The sequence below is a fragment of the Burkholderia sp. WSM2232 genome (assembly GCF_000472545.1).
GTDB lineage: Bacteria > Pseudomonadota > Gammaproteobacteria > Burkholderiales > Burkholderiaceae > Paraburkholderia.
The window spans coordinates 1-7842 of the sequence record NZ_AWZV01000059.1; the positions used below are offsets into that span (position 1 = coordinate 1).

Genomic DNA, 7842 nt, shown 5'->3' on the forward strand with positions numbered 1-7842 from the left:
GCGCAGAAGATCAGCCTGTTCGCGCAGAACGCGGGGATGAAGCTCTTTGCGGCAAAGGGGAAGGTGGAGATTCAGGCGCAGTCGGACAATGTGGAGCTGACCGCACAGAAGACGTTCCGTTTGCTGTCAGCCACAGAAAAAATCGAAGCCGCCGCCGACCAGGCCATTCTGCTGACGAGCGGCGGCGCGTATATCCGCATTGCCGGTGGCAACATCGAGATCCATGCGCCGGGAAAGATTGATGTCAAAGGGGCGCAGCACAGCTTCAATGGGCCGACGAGTCAGGGGTATCCGCTGCCATCTGCGCGCCCTGATCAACCAGGGCAGCTCGAACTGCTTCATCAATACGCCAATGGAGAACCGGTTAAGGGCGGACAATTTTCGGTGCTCGACGCCGACGGCGGACTCCTGCGAAAGGGGGCGCTCGATGCTAATGGCCGTATGACTGTCAGCGGCCTGCCGCCCGGCGTCGCGCAGGTGCAGTTCGGCAATGACCCGCGCGATCCCTCTCAGCCGGCCAACTATTTCAAAAGCACAAGGTGGCCGGTCGAGCCGCCTGGGGCTGCCGACAATACCGCTGCGGCTTCTCAAATGGCTTCCTTTCTGCCTGGGGCTGGCAATGCCCCGCCAGCAACAGCTGCTGCCAGTGCCGCTGGTGCAGCGAGCAGCATAGGGGCGGCATCAGGCGTAATGCGCGCCGCCGCAGGGGAAGCATCGCAACTCGCAGGCCTCGCTAGCATGGCTGCGCGAGGCAGCGGCGGACTCGCATCAATGGCAAAAAGCCAGGCAACGGGGCTCGCCGAAAGCGCACTGACAAAGGCGCTGCCATCGGAAATGAACACCGCGCTCTCGCAAGCAAGCCAGGCGGCCAGTGCTGCCAGAGAAATCGGCAGCATCGCACAATCGGCACGCAGCGCTGTCCCTGCAATCAAGGGCATCGTCTGATTCGATGCCGGTCGTTCGACTTGAATAAACGCAGCTCGATCATGAAAAAATCAGCCTTTCTTGCAGTCACATTGGCCATCGCTTCGACGGCGTCCGGCGCAGCCGAACTGAAATTGTCTGCAGCTGCGATGGTCTCGCAGTACCAGAGCAACACCGAGGCAGCGTCGCAGTACACCGACAAACCGCTCGTCATAACCGGCAAGCTGCTGTCTCTCGATTCGGGATTGTCCGATAACGTCATCGGTAAGCTAGGCGACGATTCGGACTCCGCTGTACGCGTGACATTCGCCGACAAGGTGAGCATCGAGAAAATCCGTTCGCGCGTCGGTCGAAGCGTCACGCTGCATTGCGTTGGGGCTTTTTCGACCAGTTATCCAGCAGCCACCGACTGCAAGGTCCGGTAAGTCACGATGAGAGTCGTTCAGGCACTCATGTGTGCGGTGTGCAGTGTTGCAGTCGCCGCGAACGCGCATGCGCAGTCGACAGCCGATTTGCGGACGATCGTCCGCTTCGTCGAGTGCAAACTCGACGCGCGTGCAATAGACAGGTTCGTGGGCCGGGTCGATTCCGGGACGGTTCGTGGCTTTACGAGTCAACCACCGCAAGAAAAAGCGGTTGATCTGGCATGGGAGACGGAGAAACCGATCCAGGCCTGGGGCACATTGTCGAACCTGGTGTCGATGCCCTCACCCCGTCAGATGCTGCTGGCCGTTCCCGTACCCGTCGGCGATGAAGTCAACGTGGCGAAGCAATGGGCCGCGCGTATCGGGGGCATGAGCGAAGGAGCCGGCACAGTCTCGCTGCGCGAAAACGCCAATTGGCGAGGTGTCGACTATCGCAAGGCGGTTGGCAAAAAGGAAATCAGATTGCTTGTCGATCAGCACGAAAGCCCGGGATGGATTCTGCTCGGATGCGGATACGACAAACTCTTTACACGTAGCAACTAAACCGACCTGACCCAGAATGAGCGCAGCCGCTGCAGAGACCACCGCCGTTGTCGCAACCGAAGTCGCCATTGCGCCGCTCGTTACGATCTCCAGGGAGGACGTCGGGTCCGCCCTGGAGCAATTCGATGCGTGGCTTAAGAGTGTCAGCGATGGCTACATCACGCTCGAGCGTGTCGAGCAACTGGCCAACTACATTCCGGTCGTCTCCAACATTCTGTCCGCGATCGATGTCGTAATGGACATCAAGCGGCTGATTGAAGCGGAGACCAAAGACTTCTTCGACTATCTGAATCTTGGCATCGACCTGATTGGCGTCATCCCTGTACCTCCGGTGATGGGTGAATTCCGCATGGGTGCCCGCCCGCTGATGAAGTTGGCCCGACAGGAGCTCGCAAAAAGCGGCAAGGCCATTGCGGAAGGCGGAGCACAGATGATCGCCGACACGATCATCTCGGTGCTGGTGGCGCACATCAGCGCGAAGTTCGCAGGCGACATCGAAAAATTTATCGAGGAGGTCAAGGCGAAGCTCGCGCAAATGCTTGACGACTGCGCGGATCATGCGAAAAAGCTACTGGAAGGTCTCGCGCAAATCTTTGAAGGCGCGGCGTCGGGCAAGCTTTTCGACACGTCGGGAAATTATCGTGCAGCCGATAGGCATCTCGCGCAAGTCAGCGACGGCTTCGCCGCTCACGACGCCGGCAAGGTTGCCGAGAACCTGTGGTCGTATCTAAAAGACGGCACCAAGGTGCTGGTCAAGGACGCTGCCAACCTCGCCTCGCGCGCGGCGAATGAACTCTCGCCGTCGACCGGTCAGCGGCTCAGGCAGATGGCCGCGGAGGCACGTCACGCGATTCCGATGGTCACGCAAAAGATCAAGGGACTCAATAGCGCTGATGTCGGCGGCCTGATCTGGATGCTCGATACGTTGATGCGGGCGGTGGCCAAGTGGAAAGAGAAACAGAAGCACAAGCAGACCGTCGGCATCAAGTCGGCCGGCAAGGTGGAAGCCGAGTTGACGAAGACCGAAGGCGAGCTCGAAACGATCGCGACTCAGGCCAAGGCGAAACATCCGGGCGCCAGCGACTGCAAGAGTTGCGGCCTGGGACGCAGCGGCGGCTCGATCGGCTACGCGCTCGGCGACGAGCGTTTTGATCATGAAGATTTCATCTTGCCAGGCGCTATGCCGGTGGTCTGGCGACGAACGTACCGTTCGTTTCTCTCTGCGTACGACGAAGGAAATCTCGGCGCTCGCTGGATAACGCCCTATACGACACGCTTCGATATCCAAGCAGCGAAGCTCGTCTATCACGATGCGAGCGGACGCAGTCTGGACTACCCCTTGCTGAAGGCCGGCGAAACACATGACGATCTCGCCGAGGACCTCACGCTCGCGCAGCTTGACGAGCAGTGGCTTACGCTCACCCGCGGCCATGAGCTGCTGGAAGCATACGAAAAACGAGGCGGGGCTTTCCGCCTTACCTTCCTGAGGGATCGCAACGGCAGTCAGGTTACGCTGGATTACGATGACGCGCACCAGCTGGCCCGCGTGATCACCGCACAAGGCATCGTCGTGTTTTCCCACGATGCAAACGGCCGTATCGTCGAAGCGGTCGAGGTCGATCAGGAGGGCGAGCGTGTCGGTATGCTGGCGCGTTACACGTACGACGAGCACGGCGACCTCATTGCGGTCACCGACCGTCACGGCAATCGGCGCGACTATGCGTACCTGCATCATCTCGTGACCCGCTATACCGATCGGACCGGACGAGGCATGAATCTGGAGTGGGATGGCTCCGGACCGAAGGCAAAGTGCGTGCGCGAGTATGCCGACGACGGCAGCTATGAGACGCGTCTCGCATGGCATCCGGACATTCGCCTTGTCGACGTCACTGACGCTCTCGGCAACGTTACCCGCTATTACTTCGACATCGACGGCTACACATACCGGATCATTTATCCGGACGGCCTGAACGAGTGGTTCTACCGCGACGCCCAGCATAACTTGACGCAGCATATCCATCCGGATGGCAGCGTCGAGCGCTTCACCTACGACAAGCGCGGCAATCTGGTCGCGCAGGCTCGTCCGGATGGCAGCGTGGTAAATATGGAATATGACGCGAAGGATCAGATGACCGCCATCATCGATCCGCACGCATATCGCTGGACGCGAGAGTACGACGACAGCGGCAACGTCGTGACGCAGATTGATCCGCTCGGGCACAAGACTCAATACAGCTACAACGCCCAGGGCCAGCCGACCGCGATCGTCGACGCAAAGGGGGCAGCAAAAGCACTCGCTTATGACGATGCAGGGCGCCTTGTCAGCTATACGGACTGTTCGGGAAAGACAACCCAGTGGACCTACGATGCCCAAGGGCGCCTGCTCGAGAGTAAGGACGCAGCCGGGCGAAGTGTTACCTATCGCTATGGTGCTAATGGTCAGCTAGCGGCCGTGCAATCGGCTGCGGGAATTGAAAGACTCGAGTATGACGCCGAGGGACGGCTGCTCGTGCACACGGATCCACTGAACCGGGTCACGCGCTATGCGTATGACGCCGCCGGGAGGATCGCTAAGCGACGCGATGCCTCAGGCGAACTGCTGACGTACCGCTATGACCCCGTCGGACGCCTGAGCGCACTGACCGATTCCAATCACGCGACCTACCAGTTTCACTACGATCCGGTGGGCCGACTCGTCGCGGAAATCGGCTTCGACGGAATGCGGACCAGCTATGCCTATGATGCGCTGACGGGCCAGTTGCGAACGGTGGACGAAGCGGGGCAGACCACCCGACTCGAGTACGACAGCGGTGGCCGTCTTACGCGGCGGGTTGCCGGCGTAAGCGAAGAGCGTTTCATGTACGACGGAAGCGGCCGGCTCATCGACGCACAAAATGCGATCAGCCGGGTGCAGCACTTCTTCGATCCGGTAGGCAACCTGGTGCGGGAACATCACGCGCACCAGTTGTTCGGCGAACGCCGCAGTTTTGTTTGGCGACACGAATACGACGAAACAGGCAACCGCATCAAAACGGTCCGCCCGAACGGTCATACGGTCGACTGGCTGATTTACGGCACGGGACACGTGCACGGCTTGCAGCTCGACGGCCAGGAACTGATCCAGTTCGAGCGTGACGACCTGCATCGGGAAATACAACGTACGCTATCGAACCAGCTCGTGCAGAAGACGCATTACGACCCGGTAGGACGAATCGAGTCGCAGGCGCTGCGGCGCTCAGGCGCACCGGCTCCGATCGTGGCGCGCCGGTATCAGTACGATGCGGTGGGGCAGCTAACCGGCATCGAGGACAGCCGACACGGAGCGACGCAGTACCGGTACGATCCCGTCGGCAGGCTGATCGAAGCGGTGAGCCCAATTGCGACCGAACGATTTGCCTTTGATCCAGCCAGCAATATCGTCGATCCAGGCAGTCCGGCGAATGCCCGCAGTGGCGGTCCGTCGCAAGCGAGCTCTTTGCCGCCCCAGATGCCCAAAGTATTGGGCAACCTTTTGAAGGACTACGCGGGCACACACTTTTCCTATGATCCCCGGGGCAACCTGATCGCGAAGCGCGCTGCGGGCGCCGAGCAGCGCTATGAGTGGGACGAATTCAACCGGATGACGGTGGCAAGTGTGAATGGGCCTGAGCGTCGGCATGAGGCTCGCTACTTCTACGATCCTTTCGGGCGCCGTATCGGCAAGGTGGTTGACGGCGCGCATACATGGTACGGCTGGGACGGCGATACGCTCGCATATGAAAGCGCCGCTGAAGGCAGCACGCATTATGTGTATGAAGCGGGCACGTTTGTGCCGCTCGTACAGTTTGCCTCTGCTCCGGTTCAAGGCATTGCGACGCCCGAGTGGAAGCCGACTGACCGCTACACGCCGGAAGACGATCCGCTGCTGAAGCCTGTCAACGTGCCTCCCACCGCTCATGTCCTTTACTATCACTGCGATCAGATCGGCACGCCGCAGTTGCTGACTGATGAGTTCGGCGAAGTCGTCTGGGAGGCCCGATTCAAGGCTTGGGGCGAGGCTCGTGACGTAATAGCGCGCGTCTCGAAGGCGACCCGCACCGTTGTGCGCAACCCGATCCGTTTCCAGGGGCAGCAGCTAGACGAAGAGACGAGCCTCGCGTACAACCGGCACCGCTACTACGACGCGAGTACCGGAAGATATACGTCCAAGGATCCAATTGGACTGCTGGGCGGCGGAAACAGCTACCAGTACGCGCCGAATCCGACGGGCTGGCTCGATCCGCTGGGGCTCAAGAAAAAAGCGCAAACGCCGAACAAGGATTGCTGCCAGAAAGATCCTTGTGCAGGGAAAGATCCCGCTGCCCAGGCTAGAAGCTGGCAAGGAAAGGACCCTTATCCCGGAGTGGACTCGTATACGAACACTGTCCTGAAGCGCGGTACAGTGTTGTACACGTTGTATCCCTATGCGCCGCCTGACAAGATCGCGACTGCTTTGCCGGGCAACTATTTCTCAGACGCTCGCACTATTCTCAAGACCGGCGGATCGGCGCGAGAGTACAACGACATGACGCAGATTTCGCACGCGAGCAATACCCCTGGCGCGCGGCCGATGAGAAGCCAGTTGCGGGCATTCGTTGTCACGAAGGACATTTGTGTGGCGAAGGGACAATCGCTCGCTAACCCGAATCTCGGCAAGGGCGGGGGCACTCAATATTTCGTATCGAGTGCCGATAAGAGTAGCCTTGTCGGCGGCAACATTTTGAAGTTCGGGAGTTGACTGGATGGCTACGTTTGATTTTTCAACGGGAACGCTCTTTATCGATGAGTTGACGAGCCTGTTTTCTGGCAGACCGTCGCCGGAAGAGTCGCCCCTGGCAGGAGCAGCCGAACTCGCGAAGTGCGGCGAGTGGGAGAACTACGGCATCAACGGGGTAAAGCTTTGGGGTAAGACGTTTGGGGTGGCAGCTCGATATCGCAACAAAAAGCTGGCAATGATTGACTTCGTGTGGCTAGACGGCGTTGCAAAGAAAAACGACTGGTCGGCGACCGAGGACGATCTGGTCAAGGAAAAGAAAGCACTCTCCAAGATGATCGCGACGCAATCGGAATCCCCATGCGTGTCTTCCACGATCGGCGCGGATACGTTCGTTTTCAGTTGGGGAACGCTGACGGTTCACGCCGACTTGCGCTCGATGGTAGTGATCACAAGCGTCGCGTACACCGAAGGGAAGGAATAGACCACGCAGGCATCCTGATTAGCTGAACAGAGTTAATCGCGTGAGTATGTCAGCCCTGGAAGCACCATGAAACGATATCTGATTCTGAACGGCGACAGGACGACAGCGAATGGCGTCGTTCATGCTGCAGCCACTTCTATTCGACTGAGCGACAAAGACGTCGCTCACGAAGGCGATCCTGTGGCGTGTCCGTCCTGCAATACGACAGGGAAAATTCAGTGCGATGGGCCGAGGCAAATCATGACCGCGCCGGATGGGCGGCAGGCTGCGTTGAGCGACGACCTGTGTATCTGTGGCTGCCATCCGCCGCCTCGCCTGGTCGCTTCACAACAGATGATGTCAACGCAAGCGTAGAAACTTTTTTCTTCGCTTTGGCGGTGTCAAAGCCCACGAATCCGGCTCGAATTTCAGCGCTTTTCTCTGGCTCGTAAATTGCGTGAAAGCGTGCGTGGTCACGGCGTGTGCCGGGATGCGCTTTGAATTAACGCTGGCTGATATTGGGACTCTGCATCATTCATCCTGTGCTTCTCAACGGGGTGGCTGGATTTTACCGATCGACCCACAAATTAAAAAACGGCGAAACAAATTCCGATTTAACATTTGTTTCTCTTTCCATGATTGCCGTAACTGTCTGATATTTGTATTATCGCGCGATGGCGCGGGGTCGCGCATTGCATAAAAAGAGGCGGTATGGGCGCGCAGGACATAATCGCGGCAATAAAAGGCGGGCTGTT

General features: G+C 59.0%; 7 protein-coding genes. 6 read left to right on the forward strand and 1 reads right to left on the reverse strand.

What is annotated here, in order from left to right:
* The 6 genes from F757_RS34360 to F757_RS35545 form a co-directional block, all read left to right on the forward strand.
* Positions 1-945, forward strand: a 945-nt coding sequence (locus F757_RS34360; protein ID WP_035467655.1) for a DUF2345 domain-containing protein, incomplete at its 5' end; no start/stop codon positions are given.
* Between the two features lie 20 nt (positions 946-965).
* Positions 966-1349, forward strand: a complete 384-nt coding sequence (locus tag F757_RS0129575) for a hypothetical protein (protein ID WP_027214487.1) — start codon at positions 966-968, stop codon at positions 1347-1349.
* 6 nt (positions 1350-1355) lie between these two features.
* Positions 1356-1892, forward strand: a complete 537-nt coding sequence (locus F757_RS0129580) for a hypothetical protein (protein WP_156923779.1) — start codon at positions 1356-1358, stop codon at positions 1890-1892.
* A 16-nt stretch (positions 1893-1908) separates the two neighbouring features.
* Complete coding sequence (locus F757_RS34365; protein WP_051376899.1) at positions 1909-6648, forward strand: RHS repeat-associated core domain-containing protein; 4740 nt, start codon at positions 1909-1911, stop codon at positions 6646-6648.
* Positions 6649-6652: 4 nt separating this feature from the next.
* Positions 6653-7108 (forward strand): hypothetical protein, encoded by a 456-nt coding sequence (locus F757_RS0129590; RefSeq protein WP_027214489.1) that lies wholly within the window; start codon positions 6653-6655, stop codon positions 7106-7108.
* 66 nt (positions 7109-7174) lie between these two features.
* Positions 7175-7462, forward strand: a complete 288-nt coding sequence (locus tag F757_RS35545; protein ID WP_084531078.1) for a PAAR domain-containing protein — start codon at positions 7175-7177, stop codon at positions 7460-7462.
* Between the two features lie 174 nt (positions 7463-7636).
* Here F757_RS35545 and F757_RS36725 read toward each other — a convergent pair.
* Positions 7637-7842: hypothetical protein (locus F757_RS36725; RefSeq protein WP_232221482.1), on the reverse strand; the 206-nt coding region annotated here is incomplete at its 5' end.